Genomic DNA, 22325 nt, shown 5'->3' with positions numbered 1-22325 from the left:
ACATCATCAACTATTCATCACAAATCGGTTTTTTTAGAAGTGCATCTTCTATAGTTTTGTTGTGAAACAAGGTTCTCACATTCTTAAAAACTTAAAATGAAAACATTTTTAATATTCATAGTAGCACTTTTTGTAAATACAAATTTTTTATCTGCACAGACCAATGGATTTAAAAGATATAAAGCATTTAACGGTATTACATTCGAATATACAGTGTTACTTCCCGAAGGTTATGATAACAACAAAACATATAATACAGCAGTAGCATTCGCATCTGTTGATGCTAAAAACGATCAAGCGATTTGGTCGGTAAATAACCTGTGGATGAATCACAAAAATTATGATTTTATAATTATTGTCCCAAAAGTTCCTATTGGCCAACTAGATTGGATAAGTCATCCAATTCATCATGGTTTCAACGACTTTTTAAAATTCGTAAAGAAAAACTATAAAGTAAAACATCAAAAAATTCATTTTATAGGATATAAAGATGGTTGTATTCCCGCACAAACATATATCACTGCTTTAGAATATCCCCCAGCCTCTCTTACCCTATTCTCTAGTAATTATTGGGAGCATTATAACAATAAAGAATATACCCTATTGACACAACTAAAAATCCCGATACGATTGTTTTACACTAAAAAAGATAAAAATGCATCACAAGTAAAACAAAACATAGTTAAAAAATTAAAGAGTTTGAATATAGATGTACAATATAAAATAATTGACACCTATACTGAAGAGTTAGATAACTTGCTACTTAAAAAATAGAGAATTAAAACCAATGAATTTACCTAAAACAACCTTTCTTTTCTGTTTAATAACTATTGTAGGATATTCTCAATCCAAAATTCTTTTTGCTAGAAAACAAGGCAATGATAGAGGATGGTCTATATTAAGTATCGATCCAAACGATTTTAGCGAAAAAACAGTTGTTCCTTATTCATCTGGGATGGGAGAATATAACCCCGATATTTCACCAGATGGGAAAATAATTCTTTTTAACACCTATCGTTATGGTGGCTGGAAACTGGCTATCCATGATCTTACCACTACCTCTACAAAAAAAATTAGTCATTCGTCAAGCTACTACACTAATGGTGTTTTTTCTCCAAAAGGAGATATGATCGTTTATGAAAAAAACGTTGGAAGAAACACTCATATTTTTATAGCCGATAAAAATGGAAAAAACGAAGTAATACTTACCAAAAATATGGGTCAAGAAAACAGAATTCCTGTATGGTCGGCAGACGGTCGTTATATAATTTTCTATAGTAATAAAAACGGTGTAAACGATATCTACAGTATCGCTTTAAAAAGTAAAAAAGTTACAAATTTAACTAACAATATATCTGGAAATGATTTTGCACCATCGGTATCTCCTGATGGAAAATATATTGCTTTTTTTTCGGATAGAAATGGGTATTTAGATCTGTACAGAATGGATATTACCGGTGCAAATCAAATTAATTTAACCAATACACTACAAAGTACATACAATAGGTACAATTATTATAAAGATCGTAATATGTATTGGAGATTTAAATCATCTTGGTCTCCCGACAGTTCGGCTATCGTCTTTACTAATATAACAACTGATAATTTTGATTTATTTGTTACCAAAATTGATGGAAATGATATACAACAAATTACAAATTCTTCAAGTTCAGAATATACTCCAGTTTGGGCTATATTACATTCAGGAATTCGGGAATAAAAAAACCTGGAAAAATTCCAGGTTTTTTTATTGTTGATCACCAACATTTGCTACTTCTGCAAATTGAGAAACCATTTTATGCTATTTGAATATTTTTCCACTTATTCAAGTTTATAACCAGAAAGATACTTGCAACTGCCATTAGCAGTAAAATAAAAATCTCGGAGTAATTAGCTGCTTCATGCATAATAGCTTCAATAACATGATATACATTAAATAAGGCTACAATAAGTCCCCAAATAAATGAAATCCATCTAAACCATTTTTTAGATACTTGTACAGTCATTACTGCAAATAAGAAGGCCAATCCTTCCATTAAAATACGCCACTGATGTGCCCAAAAAGGTGTTTCTCCGGTTGAACCTTCGATAAGCACCGATTCTTTAAAAAACACATTAGCTAATCCATAAATGTGATGAAATATAAATCCAAGGATAATAAATATCCACAATATGATAATTTTTGTTCTCATGGTTATCGAATTATGATTTTCGTCTTTTATATTTAATTTAGTAGCTTCTATATCATTGCTACTATTTTGTTTTGCTTTAGCTTTTTTAATTTCTTCAGCTTTTAAAGCTGAAATATTTTTATAATCTATCTGATTTTTATCAAAGGAACTTTGTGCTTTTACTTCTGGTTGTATCTTAAAGTAAAAAACAAGTGAAATTGAAGCAATTATGCCCCACAGAACATCAACCAATACAATTTCAAATTGATGTTGATTAAACGTATTCCATATCCAATTTCCTGATATAACTCCGTTACTAATCGGGATCAGAAATCCAAAAATGGCTCCAAGTAACAAACTGTATTTATTGGTAGCATAATTATCTCTCTTAAATCGAAAAAAGAAAATAGCGATCAACCATGTAATAAAATAGAAGTAATAGATCGCAGTTTGCTTATCTTCAAAATAGCCATTCGAAAATTTGACAAATAAAAATGCTAGTGCAGTTACAGGAAGCATTGACAAACAAATAGCTAAATAAATGTGACCCACCCTAGCGGTATATAATCTTTGGCTAATTGTCATGCTCTTTTTATTACGAGCCTCAATCCAAATTAAAACTCCGGTAATAATAACAAAACACGTTATCATTGCTAAAATGAAATAGATAATTTTCATTGGGATCCCACCATAATCTCCAAAATGTAAGCGACTTATAACACGTTGAACATCTTCACTATAAACCGCTTTATCAGGACTTTTCTGTTCTTCTATTTCTCCCGAAAAGACATCAAGCACGGTACGACCTGTGCCAATAAAGCGTTTATTATCTTTATACTCACCAATTAAAACATATTTCATATTGGTGCCTCCATAGTTTTTTATAAAACCTCTCGTTAAATGAAAATCAGACCGATCATTTGTTGTTTTTTTCGAAAAGGCATTAAAACTGGGGATTTCTTTTTCGGCTCTAGCAATCCACTCATACGTTTTTCGTTCAGGACGTAAGTCCTCCATTAATTTGGTTTGATTATTATTATATAAAGTATTAGCAGGAAGCAATACCAAAATACTTAAACAAAAATAGGCTCCGGTAACTGCAAAAATAAATTGAAAGGGTAACCCTATTACTCCAAGAGCAGTATGGGCATCTACCCAAACACGTTTTAAAGCTGCTTTTGGATTAAATGTATAAAAATTAGGAATGATTTTTTTCCAATGTACAATAACTCCGGTAACAATAGCAAATAAGAAAAATAATGCTACAAAACCGGCTAGATATATCCCAATTGAAGGTAGTTGCGCAAAAAAATGTAATCGATATAAAAACTCTCCTAAACTGTATTGCTCTGGATACGTTTTGGTATCGATAGAATTAATATCAACATAGAAATAATTAGGTTGTTTTCCTTTTTCTGATGCCAAGGAGTCTTTACTCGCTCCCATGAAAACATAGATATGGTCACGATCTTCTCCAAAGCTAAGCTGTAAATCTCTACCAGTTAGTTCATATTGATCATCCAACGTTTTAAACATTCTATCATAATCAATGTCATTTCTTTCAATATGACTTATAGGTTTTCCTTCTTCCCATATTGCAATTTCTTCTTTAAATAAAGCAAATGCACCCGCAAAAAATATAATGTATAAAGCGACACTAATCACAATACCGCTTACAGTATGTGTATTAAAGAATATATTATGATTTCTCTTACTCATTATACAAAAGGATTATTTTGATTTCCTAAATAATATATCCCAAACAATACTATAGCTACTAGTATATATAATAACCACGCTTTCCAACCATTTTTAAATAAAAAGGGAACAATTAGAAGTGCACACCAAACGATGAACAATGTAAATATCGAGGTAATTAAAATCTCATGTGGATTAGGCAACCAAAGTGGTAAACACATATGTAATAATGCAGAAATGATATAGCCTCCTATAATTCCTGCTGAAATTTTAGCAAATTGTTGCCAGGGAGATTTATCTAAATATTTTGGGTTTGCTGGCATAATTTATAATATTAATTCAAGTATTAATAGCCCTAAAAATAAAACTGAAATCTGTTTGTATGTTACTTTTTTGAATGGAGCCATAATGATGATTAATCCTAAAATCATCATCATCAAAAAAAGCCAAAACAGTATCCCCGATGTTCTTCCAAAAGAGACAACGATAATAATCAATGAAGTCAATAAAAATATAACTGCTATTACCTTTGAAATGACTTTGTTTAATTGAGCCCATTTTTCAGCAGGTAAATCATAGCTTATTAGTCCCTTTTCTGAGGTGTGATATAATAAAAAACTTCCAAAAAAAATTAATAATATACTAACTGTTATCATTCTATTTTTATAAACCAAAACCACTCTAAATAAAATATTTAGAGTGGTTTTCTATTAGATTATTTTAAAACTTATATATTAAATTTGCATATATAGCTCTCGGAGATTGGGGTGTTATAGTTGACCAACCTTTGTAATATTCTTTATTAAATGCATTATTCAGTTTTAGGCTAATTCTATATTTTTTAGCCTGATAAAAAATAGAAGCATTAGCAACAGTATAACTCGGAAGAATAAACTCTCCGGTAGATGCATAGTTGATTGCAAAACGCTCACTCGCACCGTTGAAGCCTAAGCCCAGTCCAAAACCATCTAGTTTACCATTTTGAAATTCATAACTCGTCCAAAAGTTATAAAGCGTCTCAGGGCCAGCTTCTAATGGTCTACGATTTAATATTTCTGCATTATCAGATTTTGTGGTTTCACTATCATTATTACTAAAGCCTGCTCTAATATTAAGGCCATCAATAGGACTAGCGTTTACTTCAATTTCAAAACCACTACTTTCTACTTCTCCTCCTTGTATTTTATTGAACGGTGAAGCTGGATCTGTAATAACACGATCTTTTACTTTAATATCATAATAACTCACCGAAGCATTTAATCGATTATTAAACAAATTAGTCTTAACACCAAATTCTAATTGATTAGCCTGCTCTGGATCAAAAGTTTGTAACGTCTGCGGACCAGCATTTGGATCTCCTACTAAAGCAGGTGCTACATTGGTGAATCCATTTTGATAATTAGCAAATACCGATAATTTATCTATTATAGGTTGATATAAAAGACCGAATTTTGGGGAGAAAGCTGTTTGATCATAATCATCTTCAAAGTTTGCAAGATCACCTTCATTATCGAATACGTCTAATCGTAAACCTACCATAGCCGATAAAGATGGAAGAATATTAACGACATCAGAAATATAAGCACTATATACATGTGATTTAGATTTTATATTAGCGATTCCCTGAGATGCAAGTGCGGCATCTACACTAGCCGCTGATAATGTATATGTATCAGTCTCAACATTTGGTGTAAAAGGATTATCCCCACTAGAACCTCCCTCAGGAGTTATATTTCCATAAAAAGCAAAGCCACTACTATTATCCGTTTGTGTTGAATTAAAATAGTCTATACCAAAAACAACCCTGTTTCTAATTGATCCTAACTTAAAATCTCCTGTAAAGTTTTGTTGAATATCCGTTGTCTGGGTGTTAGAATTTTGTTTACTAATAAAACGAGAAAAAGTGTCATTACCCAAAACTCCAAAATCAAACAAATAAGAATAATACCCCTTTGTAGATGTTGAACTTTTTGACAATACGGTTTGTGACTGCCAAGTATCAGAAAGCTTATAATCCATTTCTACCCTATAATTCTGCGTAGGGTTTTCTAAGGTTAATTCATTACTAGTAAATGATAATTTATAATTGTATCCTAATTCATCTAAGTTATTCGCTTGAGTCGGTGCACTTCTATTCAAAAACAAAAACATAGGATTGGTTTGTTCTGCCTGTGAAATTTCTCCATAAAACGAAAAGGATAATTTATTATTAACACGATAAGATAGTGACGGGGCTACAAAAAAAGATTTTCTAAAACCTGCATCTTGAAAACTCTGTTCTGTGGCATAAGATGTATTCAATCTAAAATAAATGTTATTATTCTTATCTAATGGTGTATTAAAATCCCCACTTACTTGATTAAAGCCATAGGTGCCAGATGTAAAAGAAAGTTCACCCCCGAAACCTATATATGGTTTTTTGGTAACGACATTTATAAGCCCTCCATATGAAGTTACGGCACTACCAAATAGTGTTGCAGAAGGTCCCTTTACCACTTCTATTCTTTCAATATTTGCAGCATTAATAGTTCCGTTTGTAAGACCTGGTATTCCATTAACCAATTGAGGTTGTACCGAAAATCCGCGTAAAGAATAATATCCGGCTCCATCTCCGCCTCGTCCTGTAGAAGACCATAATTTTTCAACACCAACTGCATTTTTTAATGCATCTTCAAAGTTTGTTACCACTTGTGATTTTAACAAATCTGTGGTAACTGTGCTATAAACCTGAGTATTCTCTAAGTCTTTTAAAGGTAATTTAGCTACATAAGCTGTTTTTTTTCTTGAAAATTTATTTCTTCGCTCTCCTTCTATTATAACTTCGGCTAAAATTTCATTTCCTTCATATAAAATAATAGCATCCAATTGTTTGGTTTCATTATTAGATATAGTAAAAGGAATTTCTTTTGTCTTAAATCCTAAATAGGATACAACAAGAATATGATCCCCGTCTGCAACGTTTGTGATTTCAAAAGCTCCGTTTTCATCAGATTGCACTCCTTGAGTCGAGTTTTTAATGATAATATTAACTCCTGGTACTACAGTTTGAGTATTATCTACAGTTGTGCCTTTTATACTTCCATTTTGTGAAAAAGAAATAGAGGTTGATAATAGCAATGCTAAAATGATAAGTAATTGATTTTTCATTTATTATAATTAATAGATTTAGAAAATTATGTTTATTTATTCTAAATAAACATAATACATGCCCGCAAATCTATTAAGAATGATTATAAATAAAAATATTCTACCCTGTTTTTTTAAAAAACTTTACTGGTATCAAGTAAAAAATATACTGTCAAATTGGAAGAACTAGTAGAGCAGAATCGATATCAAATACGTTACTGTTCGAGAAATCAGAGATCTATATTTAATTTATATAAAAAAAGCTGCTACTATATCCAAAGGTCATAATATTTGTAGGTGTTTTTTTAAATTCTCATTCGAAGCTTTAAGCAATACGTAGTGATTACCAGCACCATAATCACCAATAAAAAAAACCTCTATACATGTTATATGTATAGAGGTTTATTAATAAAAATAATACCTAATCGAGATTAACATCGAACTTTTTGCCCAAAGATTATATCCTATTCAACATTCTATCGTATTACAGAATGCTTGCTTATGCATTTTGTGTTTTCTGATATTTTCTTTATTCGTGCATTCCTGCACCTGCTCTTCTGTCAAATCCGTTTACCATTAACCATATCCCTAGAATCAATTCTAGTATTGCTGTTGGAATATTTAAAATTAAGTATTCGGCTGTGATAATTTCAATAACCTGAAATAAAATCAAAATACTTGCAATTGCAGACAACAATGTACCTAATACCCCCCAAACTGAAAGCCAACGAGGCACTAGTCGCGATTTCACTAATAAAATATACAACATAAAATTTCCTATACACAAAACCAGAACCATAAATACATGGTTTATATAATCCCGCATAACTTTGAATACATTTCCTAATGCTTTTAAATCTGGAGAGCTTTGAGGTGAATTATATACAAACTCTTGACTTAAAGCCAATATTGACAATAATAATATTGTTCCAAAAATCACGAGTGTTGCAGAAATTATCCTAAAACTAAAAAAGCCAATTGCTAAACTACCATCAAACCTTCTGATTACAGGGTATAATAAAATTGCAATTCCTAAGTATGCAAGCGACATCATAAATTGAAAGAAAGCATCTATGATTACATTATTAGAATTTGCAGCGGCTTCTGTTAAATATTTTGTAGAATCAATTGATGGTGCTACACTAAAAACCCCTGCAACCATACCAGCGATAAATAACAAACCTGCTAATCTTACTTTACTTTTTATCAAATACATAAGCTATTTTTTTGCTATAAAACTTTTTTTAATAAGTATTAATATTCAATAAGTAACAAAAAACACGACTAACTGGTCTTTCTAATTTTGTACAAAAGTACAAAGCGAAAACAAAAAACATATAGATATATCTAAAAGCTTTTGAAAGCCTTTAGTCAAAAAAATCAATTCTGGTTCCTAATGAAAAGTATTCGATTATTAATCTTAATCAACTAACAGGATTCACTGTTCCTTCAGCTTATTTGCAAATAACGCTGCAAGTTCACCAAGATTATTGGCTTTATAAAATTCTCTTGCTGAAGCTGTCAACGATAGTTCTTCGAGCATCCTTGCAATTAGTTCTGCTCTACCAATAGAATCCATTCCAAGAGGAGATAACATTGAAGAACGTATGATTGGGCCATCAGCAATGTCCAATGAGATATCAGCCACGTGAGCAGCTATCAAATCAAAAATGTCGTTTTCGTTCTTATTCATAATCTATAATTTAATTTGAATTAATTTTTAATTAATTTGCTAGCCAAGCTAACTTGTAAGTGTGATTCTTCAACCAGTGATACATTGTAGAGGCAACCGCTATCACTATTTTCTTGTGTATAAGCACCTTATCCCTTATAAAAACGAAAAAAGGTTATCACAAGATTAAAAAAATATGATCGAAAGATTGAAATTATAAATGCTATACATCGAGCTAAACCATATGAGAGGTATAAAAGTTAATAGCCTGCATATTAAATGTTGATGATTGATTGGTTGCTAATGCTACACTATACCCTTTTGTAAATACAAAATCGTTAACAAACCATAATTTATCCTCAAAACGAACAGTGTTATTCTTTACTTCTAGTTCATTAAGCGGTATATAAAACCCGCGACCATCTGCCTTAATCACACTTTCTTTAATGGTCCAGTATTTATAAAACGTGTTTAACGGGCGACTTGCACTGTTAATTTCGTCCCATTGATCTGCGGTCATTAAATTCCTGAAATCTTTTAGGTTTCTCTTTCGGTGTTCTTCAATATCAATACCAAGTCTGATATTTTTTCCTATTGCACAAATCACATAATCTCCAGAATGGGATATATTAAAATCATATTCTTTCAAGGTTAAATATGGTCGTTTGTGTGAACTATAAGCAATAAGATCCCAAATGTTGTTTTCTATATCATAACTCTTTAATGCTTCAATCAACAGTAATCGACCAAACAAATGCGCGTGTCTATCTTGCCAACGAAGGTATTGTGAGTTTTTTTTCCTTAAATCTGGTGGTAGCATGGATAGATAATCCGAAAAAAGGCTGTGCTCTAGTGGTTCTTTAAAAGATGTAAAAAAAATATCTATAGAATGCATTCTCAAATCTTTTCAAACTTAGTAATAGAGGTCGTATCAAATAGTTTTGTAAATATAGTATGGAATAGCTCATTAATAGCGCTTACTTTTAAAAAGTGATGTGTTTCTTTTCCCATAAAAATAAACGGAACCTCATTTTTACTATGTCCGCCAAAGGAAAGGTCTTCAATATTCCCATGATCACTGGTAATTAAAACATGAATATTCTCTGGTTTATCATGAATTACTCCACGAAGAAATTCATCAAACATCTCCAAAAACATGATGGATTTATTCATATCCTTTCTATGTCCTATTAAATCTGGTAAAAAACATTCATATAAAATCAAATCGTAGTCATTTGTTAAGTTCTTTAAATTTTCTCCGGCTATAAATGGAGTTATCAAAGGTATCTTATTGTTGGGCATATCTTGTAAAGTAAAGTTGGTAATGTCCCAATGTACAGCTCTGCCTTCAACAAGGTCATTCATAGTATTAAAATTATTTTTGGCAGCTAATACGCAGCGCGTAGTTACACTATAATTTGAAGAATTCTTATCAAAAGATTTGAAAAATCCATCGGTATAGGAATTAGCAAAAATGCTTTTGATATAATTCTCTTTGGCATATTTAAAAATTGATCTTTTATTGATCAATGCAATCAATTGATCATTTGGATATGCCATCAAGTGATGTCCTAAAAATGCCTGAGCGTTATACCCGGTAAATAAAGATGTTTGTCCTGTGGCACTTTGAGGTATTCCTTCAACTCCCAGGCAAGCATCAATTCCTCTCACCAGGAAATTTTGCTTAACGACATTTGTGGTATTGGTTAGTTCCTCTCCTACCAGGTTAAACAGTGTAGGCATAAAAGCTTTGGTAAATGGATTGGATTTCACATTTTCTCCTAAACCAACTCCATCTAAAAAAATAAATATTAATTTATTTTTCATTTAACTGCTTTGAACAGGTTTCACCTCTCTTAGATCAAAATATCCATTATATCCTTTGATGTATACCGCCGCTCGATGACCAAACAGTATTACTGCCTCTGACCTGGTTTCTAGTTCATTTTCATAAAAATCTGAGATTACTTGTGTTCCTATCGGGTAAACTTCGTTCCATTGCTCTACAAGCTTAATAGGGTCTGATGTTTTCTTTTGTTTTGCTACTTTTGTTACCGATTTGCTTTTTTTAATTGGTTTGGTCGTTTTCTTTGAACTGCTGGATATTGTTTTAGAATGCTTTTTTTGGCCAACTTCTGCCTTTTTACTGGTCTTTTCCTTAACAGTTTTTGCGAAATCTCTTTTGATATACCCAATCAATTTGGTCAGTACATCGCCTACTCCCAGTTCTTCAAACTCTATCTCTCCCTGATGCAACAAATATGTCATGCTTTCGGACCACCTTACACTGTTGGATAACTGATCTATTAGGTGTTTACCTACATTACCATGCGCATAAGGTTTCCCGGTAACATTAGCAATTACTTCAATTTTTGGCTTATAGAATCTTGTTTTCTTTATAAATTCTTCGAATTCGGCAGCTGCTTCTTTCATATATCGGGAGTGAAATGCTCCGCTGGTATTTAAAGGTATAAACATGATATCTGCTTTTTCAAAAAATGGATGCGCCTTTTCAATATCTTCTTTTAGACCAGAAATGACAATCTGAGAAGAAGCATTTAAGTTCGCAATATCAATAGTGGTTAGATTTGCATCCTTTAGTATTTCCTGAATTTTTTCTTCTGAAGAATTTAAAATAGCAGCCATCCCTCCATTTTTGGCCTGGCTCATAAGTTCTCCCCTCTTTTTAACCAATTTAAGGCCGCTTTCAAAACTAAACACACCCGCTGCTTGCAATGCATTATACTCACCCAGACTATGGCCTGCTAAAAAATCTGGTTGTTTTTCTCCGTCTTTAATTTTCTTCTGATAAGACAAAGCGTTTACAACATATAATGCCGGCTGAGTATATTGTGTTTGATTTAACTGATCATTTGCATCTTCTAAACAAAGTTCTTTAATAGAGTATCCTAATATTTTATCTGCTTTCTTTATCAACGCAGGAAACTCATCAAAAAGTTGCTCTCCCATTCCTTTTCTCTGGGAACCCTGACCGGGAAATACATATGTTTTCTTCATTTTTATCTTGTTTTTTATATTAGGTTTATAAATCTTAATTTTTTCCTCTTTTTAATACGATCGAAGTATTTATTCCGCCAAAGCCAAAAGAATTACTTATTGCCACATTGGACTGATAATCAAAAGCCTCAACACCACAAAACTGTAAACTGTTACAAACTGGGGTTTCCAGGTTTTTATTCGGATGTAAAAACCCTTGTCGCATTTGTTCGACTGTTGCGATGATCTCTACCATACCTGCCGAATACAAACAGTGCCCCGTTAATCCTTTAGTAGAATTTAACCACAAACCAGAAGTATGATCTTTAAAAACTTTGTTAATAGCTTCTGCTTCGGTTTTATCCCCCAAGGGAGAAGAGCTTCCATGAGTATTTATATAATCAACATCTGAAACTGATAACCCGGCTTGATTTAATGCTGAAAGCATTGCTTTTGCTTCACCATCTACATTTGGATTGGCAGCACTATTGCTATCTAGATTTAATGCATAACCATTGATTTCAGCCAGAAATGGGACACCTCTTTTTTCAGCACTTATTTCGGATTCTAGAATTACACAAGCACTGGCTTGTCCGTAAATAAAACCTTCATGTTGCGAATCAAAAGGACGGCAAGCTTTTTCTGGTTGATCTAAATATTTCTTACCTCCCATAGCTCCAATGTTAATAAAACCTTGAATATCCATCGGAGAAAGGTCTGCAACAACACCGGTCACTACACATGCATCAACCAAACCTGCATGAACAAGTTGATATCCTTTTATAATACCGACATTCCCAGTGGCAGAAGCTCCTCCCACTGCAAATCCTTCTCCTTTAATATCAAATAACTCACTCAAGACCCCAACTTGATTGGTCTCTAAAAATTCTAGAGCGTACCGAGGAGAAAGATATTCTGGATTTTTCTTAAATTTTGAAATTAGATCATATTGATAGTTCTGAGTACTGTTTTGTCCTGCTACAACCAGCCCTACTCGTTCTGGCAAAGGCTTATTATCATGTAGTCTGGCACTTAACCACGCTTCTAAGGCAGAAACAATAGACGTTTGGATACCAAAAGGGGCTCTTCTACCTAACCGCTTGGCATGTTGGCATTTCTCTTCTGATACATTTTGAAAACGATCTACAAAGTCAGAGAAGGAAAACCCTTCTATCTTAGCAGCAATATCAACAGATACTTTTGGTTCCTCTATAATAGGTGTTTTTTTAACACCTGATTTTCCGCTCCTTAAGGAGTTACAAAATGTAGAAACATCATTACCTATCGAAGAAACTGTTCCCATACCGGTAATTCCAACTTTATTTGTTGTCAACATTGTCTATCTCTTTTTAGTCACAAATCAAAATGATTAGATTCGTTTTAAATACTCTTATTGGCAATATTATTAGCGACATTAATTACTTTCAACAGATGTTGTATAGTTCTCTACCAATACGTCTACCATACCTTGAATATTGCTTACTTGAGCGAAGCTCATTAAAGGTATTTTCAGATCTAATTCTTCCATCGACATGGTAACTACCTCCATCCTGTCAATTGAGTTAGCTCCCAATTCTCGTAGGTTTTTTTCGATGTGAACCTGCTCCGGTTTTATATCCGGAAGCACTTCTATAATTACATTTTTCACTACTTCAAAAACATGTTCTTTTGACATAATTTCTATTATTTATTTAAATATTATACACTTCTTTTTGGTTTAAGATTTTACCTTACTGAAAATCAAAAAAGTTTAACTTATTCTGTCCCTTTCTTAAACGATATGCAGTAAAATCATTTTTGTTTTTAAATTGCAGATATATATTATGCTTCAATACTTGCGAAAATTCCTGACCAGGGGATCTACCATAACTATGACCTGGAAAAATGAGTGTATCTGGTGCAATCCTTTTTTTTAAATGTTCAATACTGTCAAACATCTTATGTGCTCCTTGCACGTCAAAACATAAGCCACAACCTTCAGCAAATAATGTGTCCCCAGAAAATAGACTGTTTCCTATTAGATAACACATACCACCAGGTGTATGACCCGGAGTAAATAAAGGTTCGATCTGTATTTGGCCAACTGACCATGGTGTAATATTAATACCCTCTAATTGTGGAGCATAATAACCAGAATACGCAATTTCTTCGTTTGACATCCATATGGGACAACTGTATTTTTCTGCAAGTGGTTTGGCTAAATGAATATGGTCAAGATGAGAATGGGTTAGTAAAATCCCACTTAAGACTGTTTCGGTATTCTCCAGGGCCTGCTCTACCTTTCTAATATCCCAGGCTGGATCTACAATAACAGCCTGATTATTAATATGGTCAACCACCAAATAACTATAGTTTACCATAGACATATGAGTCATTCTTAATATGACAACCTGTACTATACCGCTATAACCAGTATCCGTATATCCAACATTCATTATCAGATTTTCAAATTTCATTGATGTGTAAATTATTGTGCTTTGTATTTATAGAGGCGCCGAGTGGATTCGAACCACTGAAATAAAGGTTTTGCGAACCTTCCCCTTAGACCACTTGGGTACAGCGCCATTTGTGTAAGTCATAGTTTCGAACTTCAAAACATATAGATAAAAATGTTCTTAAGAGGTGCTGAGTGGATTCGAACCACTGAAATAAAGGTTTTGCAGACCTTCCCCTTAATCCACTTGGGTACAGCACCTTTTCTTATTATTCTTTATAAAATACTTTCTGTAAACAATTCTGAAAAATATTTATTACAGTAGATTACTAACATAAACAGGTTCTTAACTTTTGAATGACATTGAGATCACTTCCAAATTGATTTATCATCTGTAGTGAAATAGAATCTGAATCTGAAGGAAGTATATATTTAACAAAGGTTGATAAAGTTCCACTAGGTCCCATATCTATAAAAGTATAATCTCCAGTTTCTAGTATTCTTTCTATGGTTTGCTCAAAATTAACAGGATAACGGATTGCTTTCCATACGTAATCCCCGTTAAGTTCCCGAACTGTTCCTGCTTGCAATGACGATATCATCGGAATTTTGGGAGGTACTACCTTAATACCATCGAAAATACGTGTATAAGCTTCTTCAATTGGGTCTATAAGCTCAGTATGAAACCCATATTTAACCGGTAATATTTGTGATATAATATTTTCTTTATTTAGGTTTTGATGAAGATTTTGTATAGCATGAGGTAAACCGCTCACAACAAAGTTCTCTTGAAAATTTCCTGCCGTAAGCCAACAGTTATGAAAAAGGTCTGGGTAGCGAGTCATTATTGTTTTTGATTCCATAATGGCCAACATACCTGCGGGTTGGGTTCTTTCATGAGTAAGTTTAGCGATATCAACCGACACTCTGATCCCGTCTTCTAAAGAAATGGCACCCGAAACAACAGCAGCATGAAGCTCCCCCATACTATACCCCAAAAGAAAATCTGGCTGAACACCCATCTCTTTCAGTAATTTGAACATACTGTACTGGATACTCAATATAGCTGGGTTCGTATAAAGAATATCGTCAAAAGGTTCACTCTTTCTTTTTCCTCTATATAAAACATCAACTAAGGAAGTTTTTTGTAACGGAAAAATCATTTCATCGCAATGATCCATCCAATATCTAAATTGTTCATTATGTTCATAGAGTTCTTTACCCATTTTGTAGTATTGAGAACCCTGGCCAGAGAACATACATATAATCTGTTTATTCATTTGATTTTTTTATTTTAATGAAAGGGTTTCCTAACCCATTGCATTTTCTGTACAACTAGTATTAATAGAAAATCTTAAAAACCTTCTGATTACCTGGTTAGATATTATACATCTATAGTGCCCCAGTTTTTCTTTTTATTTATAGCCAAGAAAGCATCATGTAGTATTTACCATAAGCCATTAAAGCTGATATAAAATCCTAAAGGCAACTTGTTTTTGATCACGATACGGGTAAAAACCACTTCTATTATCGTCTACTATAGGAATGAGTGCATCAAAATTTAGAGTAATATGGTCATTCCAATTGTAAGAAGCTGATACTACATTAAAAAAATTAGTATAAGGCCCATTATACATAGAAGCCCAACTAAAAGATAAATCATTTTTCATTAGTTGTTTGCTCAAGGCCATCAGGATTATGTAGTTGTTTCTAGGCATTCCCTGGATTTGGTTAGACCAATCCATGATATGGTAATTTACTGCTTCCATACTTAATGTAAAAGTACTGTTAGGAGAATAATCAACACCAAGTGAAGCATCCAGAGCGTTTTTCTTTATAATCTGAAACGATGCATTATTATATGCTTTTCGGGATTTTAAAGCTACTTCGCCCTTAACGAGTAAATTATTGATTGCTCGATTTAGGGTGACACCAGTCATAAAAAACCGATGCTTACTTTTGGCGATAAGATCAGGAGTGACCATTCGTAAAGCATATTGATTATCTATCAAACTGGCAGCCATAATACTAACATCACTTTTTCCGTAGGTTTTTCTCCATCGTAAACCATATTCAAAAAAATTTCCTTTCTGTTTTTCCTTTAGATACTCAACTTTTCCGTCAAAAGGATCGTAATAATACCCTGTTCCTTTTCTTGGTTGTTCGTTAAATTCGGGATAAGGCACAAAAAATGCACTCCAATATCCAAATGATGAATATTGATCTACCGTTAACATGGGTTGCCCAATCCTAAGGTCATCCATATTGAGGCTTAATGGTTCCCGATAATCCAAACGACCTATTTCATTAGTAACAATTGCATAATCTGATTCTCCCCATACAACTATCTGAATTCCGGCTTTAATACTTGTTTTATTAAAACTAGTTTGCAAGTAAGCTTCTCTGGTTCTTCCTTCAAATACTATATCCTTTTCATCCCTAATCCTATGATCATTTTTGAGAAAGGCAAACATTTTTGTGTCTATATGAAGTGAAAGGTAATCCATGAAAGATTTAGAATATTCTAGTCGAAATGAAAGCCGGTTATTCATGATTTTATCCGGTTTTTCAACTTTATAAGTAAATCCATATTGTATACCCAAACGCATTGCACTAAACATATCCGAAACCCATGAGGGAGAACCCTCTTTTTCTTCAATCATAGTAGATCCCATATCAATGATATCAAAATCCTCACTGTCTACTATACTATCATTTTCTATAGGAATCTGGCCATAAACATATGTAATACTTATAAATGAGATGATAATACTAATTACAATATTATTGGTGAAGTTGGAGCAATTCTTCATGCTTCTCTCTCTAAAAAATAAATTAATAATAATTTGGTTTCTTCATAGTGTTAACGATGTATTAAAATCAGTTAAAATCACACCCAGAAAGCTAATTGAGTTTGGTTTTTAAAAGGTTTAAATAGTGCGAGTAATCCGATTCTATAGCTAACCTTACCAGAAGATATTATATCTCTATTTATCATTTACTCTTCTTCCCAGGGAAATTGCCCCGTTTTTACAAATCTTGCTATTTTATTCAGATTGCTTTCATCAGAAAACACTTCAATATTTGCTGCAAGAGCATGTGATTTAGAAGTATCTGGAAAATCATTCAATTTATTCAGGTAACTCTTATAACTGGCTATTCCCTGCTTAGAAAGCAGGCGTAGTCGTAATAAATGTTTTCTCAACAGATTTTTACTATTCTCGCCATATGCATCTACCAATCCCCAGTCATATGCTTCCTTTGCCGATATAGGTTGAGTCATTAATGTCATATAATGTGCTTTTGAAAACCCTATTCGTCGGATCAGAAAAGGCAAAACACACGCAGGCATCAATCCAAAAAGAAGTTCTGACAAACTGAATACTGCTTTCTGTTCACATAGAACTATATCACAAGCAGAAACAAAACCCATTCCACCGGCATTAGCTTTCCCTCTAACATGTGCAATAGTAATATATGGGCCTGAGGATAGTTTTAGCCATAGATTATACATTAGTTCTGGATTTTGTTCCTGGTGCAGAGTTCCGTTTTCAAGACTTTGTTGAATCCCTTTAAAATCTGCTCCAAAACAAAATACTTCAGGAGAACCTTCGACAACCACAATTTTTGCCAACTCTTCACAATGATCGAGTGCATTTGTAAACTCTTCGATCAGTCTATTATTAATTGCATTTTTAGCTTCTGGACGATCGATTTGAATAAAACAAATATCTCCTTCAAATCTGGTTTTTATAGTTTCGTATGATGTTGCATTACTTATGATATCCATTCGTATTCTCTTTTAAATTCTTTAATCTCTTTTAAAAAAAGTGTCTCTCTATCAAGTGTTTTTCTGGCTTGAGAAATAAAATCAGTATCTAATTTTACATTACGTGTACCAAATTTTACTGCATTGCTTCCTACCAGTAAATTTTCGTATTCATCCATTTTTAATTCATACCTTTTATCAAATTGCTCTTTGATCTTAAATTTCTGTATACTTTCCTTACTTTTTTCGCCTACAATACCGCTAAAAAACTCAGAACAACAGCCTGACCCATAAGAAAAGCACCCTACTCTTTGTGGTGCGTCAAAACTGCCATTCTCAATCGTACTAGCAAGTGACATCATGGCTGTCGCTCCCATAATATTACCAATACGCTGACAGTAGATCAACCCGGGAACTACTCGATTTTCAAAATCCATTTCTATATCCTTAGGTTTTGCTTTCACTGCTTTTCGCATTAAATTACGATGTGCTCCTTTGACCATTCCTCCAAAAGGAGTATGAAAGGCTAGGTAGCTAAAAGTCTTGGCATAGTTTGCTTCGGGAACACGTTTTTGATATTCATAAAAAGAATTCTCACAACAGTCTAAATAAGAGAGTAATGACAGGTCAGAATCTCCGGCTTCGCCATCTGTAGTAGGTCTGCAGGTATCCATAACCTGATAACCATAATAGCCGTTAGCACCAATATCTACTTGAAACACATAAGGTTTCTCGCTAACCAGCATAGCAACCGCTCCGGCACCTCCGCTAGGTTCTGCAAATGACCATTCCATAGTGAGTGCATCTCCACCTTCTTCTATCATAAAACGAGATACATCTGTAGCAATTACCAGAGCTTTTGCCCCAGGTGAGGTTTGAGATAAGATAAAATTGATTGCCATTTGAAAACCAGCCACTCCAGAATAGCATGCATTTTTTAATTCAAACAAACGACAATTACGATTCAAGCCCAAAATTTCATGAAAATAAGTACTCATTGATTTCCCAAAATCGAATGACGATTCTGTACATGAGATTACCAGTTCGATTCGATCTTTTTCTTCCGGACTAAGAGCATCTATAAGAGGCTTGGCTGCATTTACCCCAAAAGTAACTGGGTCCTCATAGGGTAATGCCACCGTTTTCTCTTTCATAAGAAGATTTTTAAAACGAGATGTATCTAATTTACGATATTCTGCAAGTTTTTCTACGTCCAAAAATGTTGTGCCTCCGAAGACATTCATTGCTTCAATTCCTGCTATACGCATATATTTTTCTATTATTAAGTGGTTAAAAATTAAGTTTTTGTGTGATAGGTATACGAATCTTTTGAGTATACCAGATTAAGCTACATTACCTGTATCTTAGTTTTTAATTATAATGTATGTTGATGATATTTGATTCACGACAGGTCATTGACCATCATTTAATCAATAGAACATTGAGTCTCGATTATCAAGTATTCAATCAAGATCATTTATTTTTCTTGATATTTATCCTGAATATTGAATTACTGATATGATGATCTGACATGAATAAGGTTATCGGGATATGTAAACAAAATCCTGCCTCAGCATATCTAATGAAATTTTTGTAAATAAAATTTGAATCCTAGGAATTTTCCAAAACCAGATTATGTTTTGGGGTAAGGTGATTATTTCCTATTCATGAATATTAATGTTCATCTTAACAACTAAGCATAAACTTTTTGAGCTGCTGCCTGAGAGAAATTATCCAACTGTTTCTGGAAATCGGCTTCTGCTTTTGAGTTTGCCTTTTTTTGCGCCCCACTAGGTTTCTCTTTGATTTGTTGAATTAGTTTATGTAACACCTCAATTAAGATGTCTACATCTTCTTCTGTATTTTCTATTCCAAGACTAACCCTAACAACTCCAGGTAATTGAGTCTTTGGGGCTACCGTTAAAACGACACGTTGTACCTGTTCGAGTACAGGACTAATACCTGTTATTTTCTTAACCAGTAAATGGGCACAATGGCAACCGTATCGTACACCGATACCTCCTTTCCTGAACATCTCTTCTGCTAACTTGTTATGCAAAATTCCTTTTGTTTCAAAAACAATAACTCCTATCCTATCATCAAACTTAGGGGATTTAGGATCATTTACCCCAAAAACGGTAAGCCCAGGTATTTTTGACATCCCATCTAATATTCGTTTAGTCAATACTTGTTCTTCTTTATGAACCACATCCATACCAATACGTTGTAAAAGCACAAGTGCTTTACCCAATGAAGCAATCCCTCCTATGTTTTCTTCTCCAGACAATTGGATACGTTTCTTATCATTCAGGTTATAATTGAGTAATCCTTTTTTAACTACCAATACCCCGGTACCAAATGGCGCATATACTTTATGAGCAGAAAAAGCCATATAATCGATCCCTTCTTTTTCTATATCAACCTTAAGGTGAGCAACTACCTGGGCACCGTCTACCAGAAGTTTTGCACCATATTTATGAACAATCGAGCTTACTTCCTTGATATTATGACATGACCCTAAAACATTAGAAGCACCACTTAGAGCAACAATTTTAATACGCTTCTTTGCATACTTATACTCCAGATTATATTCTCGTAGATTTTTTTCTAGCTCTACCAAATCTATAAAACCTTCTTCATTCACTCCTAACCTGATCAAAGAGTTTTGGGAAATCATACGCCATGGTAAATCATTAGAAGAATGCTCCAGCAGAGAAATCAGTACTACTGGATCAATATTATTTTCGGGATTATTGATCAGATTTTCAGATACCAGGTTGATAGATTCGGTAGTGTTTTTGGTAAAAATAATATCATAGTTTTCGAGAGGTGCTCCCAGGATTTCGCTACAAATAGTTTTTACTTCTTGCACTACTTCTTGTCTTTTTTTCTCTGGTAGACGTAACGCCTCACGAAATGTGTTCCAAATTGGAGTAAACGTAGGTGTACTGGCACTATTATCCAGATTTACGAATCGTCTCTCACCTTCCATAGTCGGTACAATCATACCTCGTCCTATTAAAGTTTTTTTAAGTTCCTTCATAAGTTCTAGTCCAGAGTATTTCTCCAACTCATCCTTATATATCAATTCATTTACACTCAGATCCTTTTGAGATAACCTCTTAAAGATATCTTTTCCATATTGCTTCATTAAGAGAAGTGCCTTGCTAAATGCAATGACATTAACAATGGCTGGAGTACCTGCCTCAAATTTGTCTGGCCCATTATTCCAGATTATCCAGTCTGCAGCAACAAGTCTGGCTGTTCCACCACCACATTCTGATGGTCTGCCTTTAGGTAACGCTTTTTTCCCAACTACCACTGCAGTTATGCCCAACGGCAAACCTACTTCTTGGCTTGTCAAAAACTGATAACTTCCTGACTTAAGTTGAGATGTTAAGTCATTTGTTCTTTTGGAAGAGCAAAAAATGACAATATATCTCTCTTTATTAAGCCCCATATATTCTAAAACAATGTCTCTGGCATGCTCATATAGATGAGAAGATACCATTGAATTGTGTCCACTCCCACGATGTACGTTGGAATAAGTTTCTAGTGCTGCATGCACTCCGCGTTCCAGCTCAGCAAATGCTGTTTCTGATTCATTACCCTTTTGGATACCATTTTCTTCTTGTTTGAGCTGGCTAACGTTTGATGATCCATACTCGTTGTACATAGTTGTTTCCATTTGAACCTCGTTTTATTTGATTTTTAATCTGTTCTTATTTTTAAATAATTTTCTTAACACTAAGCTTTTTAATTCTTTCTTACTGCAATAAAATGTTGCTGTCCTCTACGGTGTAAACATTCGGTTTCAAAAATTTCAAATCCTGTATCCTTTATTGAATTTTCTAATTCTGAAACAGTATATGTTTTCAGTTTTGGGATTAATCCGATTTTACTAACAAGTGATAGTCCAATACCAGTAAGAGATTTTTTTCCCAAACAAGGTGTTACAGAAATAAACATCCCTCCCGGTTTTAACAATTCATAGATCCTTTCCAAAACCTTAGGCAGGTCTTCTAATAAATGAAGCATATAGACTGCTAATATCATATCAAAGTCTCCTGATTTATAGTTTTTATCGAATATTGTAGTATGCAAATAATCCACATTTTGAATATGTAGTTCATTGGCTTTGTTTTGGGCAATTCGGATCATTTCAGACGATATATCAATGCCATAAACCTTATCAACATTACTAGCAATTTCATTGGCTAATATTCCGGTGGCACATCCATAATCCAAAACATTATTCTCTTTTTTGAGATACCCTTTGATTTTTTGAAGAATTTTAATTCGCACCTCCTTATCTTTCATTTCTTCCTTATCATACCCAGTAGCACTTTTATCCCAAAATTTTTCAGACTTATACATTTTTACACATTTAAATTTTAATAATCACTTAGTTACAAATTAGTTATAAAATTGAGACTAAGTGTAAACACTTCTTTATTA

At 33.4% G+C, this 22325-nt stretch carries 20 protein-coding genes and 2 tRNA genes; 2 read left to right on the top strand and 20 right to left on the bottom strand.

Annotated elements, in window-relative coordinates:
• Nucleotides 1-96 precede the first annotated feature (96 nt).
• On the top strand, nucleotides 97-774 hold the full coding sequence (locus Z053_RS0120200; protein WP_025666784.1) for a hypothetical protein: 678 nt from the start codon (nucleotides 97-99) through the stop codon (nucleotides 772-774).
• Between the two features lie 13 nt (nucleotides 775-787).
• Nucleotides 788-1720 carry a TolB family protein gene (locus tag Z053_RS30400; RefSeq protein WP_025666783.1) on the top strand — a complete coding sequence of 311 codons (933 nt, stop codon included), beginning with the start codon at nucleotides 788-790 and terminating at the stop codon, nucleotides 1718-1720.
• 76 nt (nucleotides 1721-1796) lie between these two features.
• On the opposite strand, the gene Z053_RS0120190 is transcribed toward Z053_RS30400, so the two are convergent.
• From Z053_RS0120190 to Z053_RS0120090, 20 genes are all read right to left on the bottom strand, one after another.
• Nucleotides 1797-3890 (bottom strand): PepSY-associated TM helix domain-containing protein, encoded by a 2094-nt coding sequence (locus tag Z053_RS0120190; RefSeq protein ID WP_025666782.1) that lies wholly within the window; start codon nucleotides 3888-3890, stop codon nucleotides 1797-1799.
• On the bottom strand, nucleotides 3890-4192 hold the full coding sequence (locus Z053_RS0120185) for a hypothetical protein (protein WP_025666781.1): 303 nt from the start codon (nucleotides 4190-4192) through the stop codon (nucleotides 3890-3892). The genes Z053_RS0120190 and Z053_RS0120185 overlap by 1 nt, the downstream gene beginning before the upstream one ends.
• 3 nt (nucleotides 4193-4195) lie before the next feature.
• Complete coding sequence (locus Z053_RS0120180) at nucleotides 4196-4525, bottom strand: hypothetical protein (RefSeq protein WP_025666780.1); 330 nt, start codon at nucleotides 4523-4525, stop codon at nucleotides 4196-4198.
• A 64-nt stretch (nucleotides 4526-4589) separates the two neighbouring features.
• A complete protein-coding gene (locus tag Z053_RS0120175) occupies nucleotides 4590-7016 on the bottom strand; it encodes a TonB-dependent receptor (protein ID WP_025666779.1) in 2427 nt (808 codons plus the stop codon).
• Between the two features lie 508 nt (nucleotides 7017-7524).
• Entirely contained in the window at nucleotides 7525-8211 is a 687-nt protein-coding gene (locus Z053_RS0120170) for a DUF4386 domain-containing protein (protein WP_025666778.1), read from the bottom strand.
• A gap of 222 nt (nucleotides 8212-8433) precedes the next feature.
• Nucleotides 8434-8643, bottom strand: a complete 210-nt coding sequence (locus Z053_RS0120165) for a phosphopantetheine-binding protein (protein ID WP_160170128.1) — start codon at nucleotides 8641-8643, stop codon at nucleotides 8434-8436.
• Nucleotides 8644-8902: 259 nt separating this feature from the next.
• The gene (locus Z053_RS30395; RefSeq protein ID WP_025666776.1) at nucleotides 8903-9562 is read right to left on the bottom strand and encodes a 4'-phosphopantetheinyl transferase family protein; all 660 of its coding nucleotides are present in this window, start codon (nucleotides 9560-9562) and stop codon (nucleotides 8903-8905) included.
• A gap of 2 nt (nucleotides 9563-9564) precedes the next feature.
• The gene (locus Z053_RS0120155) at nucleotides 9565-10494 is read right to left on the bottom strand and encodes a phosphoglyceromutase (RefSeq protein ID WP_025666775.1); all 930 of its coding nucleotides are present in this window, start codon (nucleotides 10492-10494) and stop codon (nucleotides 9565-9567) included.
• Nucleotides 10495-11685, bottom strand: a complete 1191-nt coding sequence (fabD, locus tag Z053_RS0120150; protein ID WP_025666774.1) for an ACP S-malonyltransferase — start codon at nucleotides 11683-11685, stop codon at nucleotides 10495-10497.
• Nucleotides 11686-11719: 34 nt separating this feature from the next.
• Complete coding sequence (locus tag Z053_RS0120145) at nucleotides 11720-13000, bottom strand: beta-ketoacyl synthase N-terminal-like domain-containing protein (RefSeq protein ID WP_025666773.1); 1281 nt, start codon at nucleotides 12998-13000, stop codon at nucleotides 11720-11722.
• Between the two features lie 78 nt (nucleotides 13001-13078).
• Nucleotides 13079-13339: an acyl carrier protein gene (locus tag Z053_RS0120140; protein WP_025666772.1), complete on the bottom strand. Its 261-nt coding sequence runs from the start codon at nucleotides 13337-13339 to the stop codon at nucleotides 13079-13081.
• 55 nt (nucleotides 13340-13394) lie between these two features.
• Nucleotides 13395-14120: an MBL fold metallo-hydrolase gene (locus Z053_RS0120135; protein WP_025666771.1), complete on the bottom strand. Its 726-nt coding sequence runs from the start codon at nucleotides 14118-14120 to the stop codon at nucleotides 13395-13397.
• Between the two features lie 33 nt (nucleotides 14121-14153).
• A tRNA-Cys gene (locus tag Z053_RS0120130) sits at nucleotides 14154-14228 on the bottom strand.
• 56 nt (nucleotides 14229-14284) lie between these two features.
• Nucleotides 14285-14359 (bottom strand) — tRNA-Cys (locus Z053_RS0120125).
• A 68-nt stretch (nucleotides 14360-14427) separates the two neighbouring features.
• Nucleotides 14428-15378, bottom strand: a complete 951-nt coding sequence (locus tag Z053_RS0120120; protein ID WP_025666770.1) for an acyltransferase domain-containing protein — start codon at nucleotides 15376-15378, stop codon at nucleotides 14428-14430.
• A 180-nt stretch (nucleotides 15379-15558) separates the two neighbouring features.
• Nucleotides 15559-16911 carry a DUF1302 family protein gene (locus Z053_RS0120115; protein ID WP_025666769.1) on the bottom strand — a complete coding sequence of 451 codons (1353 nt, stop codon included), beginning with the start codon at nucleotides 16909-16911 and terminating at the stop codon, nucleotides 15559-15561.
• 185 nt (nucleotides 16912-17096) lie between these two features.
• A complete protein-coding gene (locus tag Z053_RS0120105) occupies nucleotides 17097-17888 on the bottom strand; it encodes an enoyl-CoA hydratase/isomerase (RefSeq protein WP_025666768.1) in 792 nt (263 codons plus the stop codon).
• Nucleotides 17876-19135, bottom strand: coding sequence for a hydroxymethylglutaryl-CoA synthase family protein (locus Z053_RS0120100; RefSeq protein WP_025666767.1), 1260 nt, complete (start codon nucleotides 19133-19135; stop codon nucleotides 17876-17878). The genes Z053_RS0120105 and Z053_RS0120100 overlap by 13 nt, the downstream gene beginning before the upstream one ends.
• A 425-nt stretch (nucleotides 19136-19560) precedes the next feature.
• Nucleotides 19561-21555 carry an aminotransferase class V-fold PLP-dependent enzyme gene (locus tag Z053_RS0120095; protein ID WP_025666766.1) on the bottom strand — a complete coding sequence of 665 codons (1995 nt, stop codon included), beginning with the start codon at nucleotides 21553-21555 and terminating at the stop codon, nucleotides 19561-19563.
• A 68-nt stretch (nucleotides 21556-21623) separates the two neighbouring features.
• Entirely contained in the window at nucleotides 21624-22244 is a 621-nt protein-coding gene (locus Z053_RS0120090; protein ID WP_025666765.1) for a class I SAM-dependent methyltransferase, read from the bottom strand.
• Nucleotides 22245-22325 lie beyond the last annotated feature (81 nt).

Source organism: Aquimarina megaterium XH134 (genome assembly GCF_000520975.1).
Classification (GTDB): domain Bacteria; phylum Bacteroidota; class Bacteroidia; order Flavobacteriales; family Flavobacteriaceae; genus Aquimarina; species Aquimarina megaterium.
Note: the sequence above shows the minus strand (reverse complement) of the source record. Positions and strands in the feature narration are given on the sequence as shown.

Excerpts from the sequence above, each read along its gene's own strand:
- Z053_RS0120155 (WP_025666775.1), bottom strand. The coding sequence starts at position 10,494 with ATGAAAAATAAATTAATATTTATTTTTTTAGATGGAGTTGGTTTAGGA.
- Z053_RS0120190 (WP_025666782.1), bottom strand. The coding sequence starts at position 3,890 with ATGAGTAAGAGAAATCATAATATATTCTTTAATACACATACTGTAAGC.
- Z053_RS0120180 (WP_025666780.1), bottom strand. The coding sequence starts at position 4,525 with ATGATAACAGTTAGTATATTATTAATTTTTTTTGGAAGTTTTTTATTA.
- Z053_RS0120140 (WP_025666772.1), bottom strand. The coding sequence starts at position 13,339 with ATGTCAAAAGAACATGTTTTTGAAGTAGTGAAAAATGTAATTATAGAA.
- fabD (WP_025666774.1), bottom strand. The coding sequence starts at position 11,685 with ATGAAGAAAACATATGTATTTCCCGGTCAGGGTTCCCAGAGAAAAGGA.
- Z053_RS0120095 (WP_025666766.1), bottom strand. The coding sequence starts at position 21,555 with ATGGAAACAACTATGTACAACGAGTATGGATCATCAAACGTTAGCCAG.
- Z053_RS30395 (WP_025666776.1), bottom strand. The coding sequence starts at position 9,562 with ATGCATTCTATAGATATTTTTTTTACATCTTTTAAAGAACCACTAGAG.
- Z053_RS0120120 (WP_025666770.1), bottom strand. The coding sequence starts at position 15,378 with ATGAATAAACAGATTATATGTATGTTCTCTGGCCAGGGTTCTCAATAC.
- Z053_RS0120170 (WP_025666778.1), bottom strand. The coding sequence starts at position 8,211 with ATGTATTTGATAAAAAGTAAAGTAAGATTAGCAGGTTTGTTATTTATC.
- Z053_RS0120200 (WP_025666784.1), top strand. The coding sequence starts at position 97 with ATGAAAACATTTTTAATATTCATAGTAGCACTTTTTGTAAATACAAAT.
- Z053_RS0120115 (WP_025666769.1), bottom strand. The coding sequence starts at position 16,911 with ATGAAGAATTGCTCCAACTTCACCAATAATATTGTAATTAGTATTATC.
- Z053_RS0120185 (WP_025666781.1), bottom strand. The coding sequence starts at position 4,192 with ATGCCAGCAAACCCAAAATATTTAGATAAATCTCCCTGGCAACAATTT.
- Z053_RS0120175 (WP_025666779.1), bottom strand. The coding sequence starts at position 7,016 with ATGAAAAATCAATTACTTATCATTTTAGCATTGCTATTATCAACCTCT.
- Z053_RS0120105 (WP_025666768.1), bottom strand. The coding sequence starts at position 17,888 with ATGGATATCATAAGTAATGCAACATCATACGAAACTATAAAAACCAGA.
- Z053_RS0120135 (WP_025666771.1), bottom strand. The coding sequence starts at position 14,120 with ATGAAATTTGAAAATCTGATAATGAATGTTGGATATACGGATACTGGT.
- Z053_RS0120100 (WP_025666767.1), bottom strand. The coding sequence starts at position 19,135 with ATGCGTATAGCAGGAATTGAAGCAATGAATGTCTTCGGAGGCACAACA.
- Z053_RS30400 (WP_025666783.1), top strand. The coding sequence starts at position 788 with ATGAATTTACCTAAAACAACCTTTCTTTTCTGTTTAATAACTATTGTA.
- Z053_RS0120090 (WP_025666765.1), bottom strand. The coding sequence starts at position 22,244 with ATGTATAAGTCTGAAAAATTTTGGGATAAAAGTGCTACTGGGTATGAT.
- Z053_RS0120145 (WP_025666773.1), bottom strand. The coding sequence starts at position 13,000 with ATGTTGACAACAAATAAAGTTGGAATTACCGGTATGGGAACAGTTTCT.